Genomic DNA, 328 nt, shown 5'->3' with positions numbered 1-328 from the left:
TTGGCACTTTCGAAGGCTGAAGTCGCCGAGATCATGAAGGCGGCCTATGTCGATTTCGAACCCGCCGAGAAGGAGAGCACGACAGGCCAGGCCCGGCGACGCAAGCGTGAGGTCATTGTCGCGCTGGAGCGCATGCCCTCCTCAGAAGTCATTGATCTATTCAAGGGTAATCCGACGTTTAAGGGATCCGTGCCCGGCCGGAGTAACCGCGTCCTCGTGATGACGCAGGTTTTGAAAGAGTTGCGCCGGCTGAAGGAATTGCCCTCAGCTCCCAGCGCTACTCCCGTTCCTTCGGTTGCGGCTCTTCGCCAGGAGCTTGCAGATGTCA

Annotated in this window: 1 protein-coding gene; it reads left to right on the top strand. The window is 58.8% G+C overall.

All coding sequences use genetic code 11. From position 1 onward, the window contains the following. Window positions 1-328 (top strand): hypothetical protein (locus tag Q1A75_RS24140; RefSeq protein WP_299641576.1); only part of this gene is annotated, 328 nt, incomplete at both ends.

It is taken from the genome of uncultured Tateyamaria sp., assembly GCF_947504105.1.
Lineage (GTDB): Bacteria > Pseudomonadota > Alphaproteobacteria > Rhodobacterales > Rhodobacteraceae > Tateyamaria.
The sequence above is the reverse complement of the archived record's forward strand: the minus strand, read 5'-3'. Positions and strand labels throughout refer to the sequence as shown.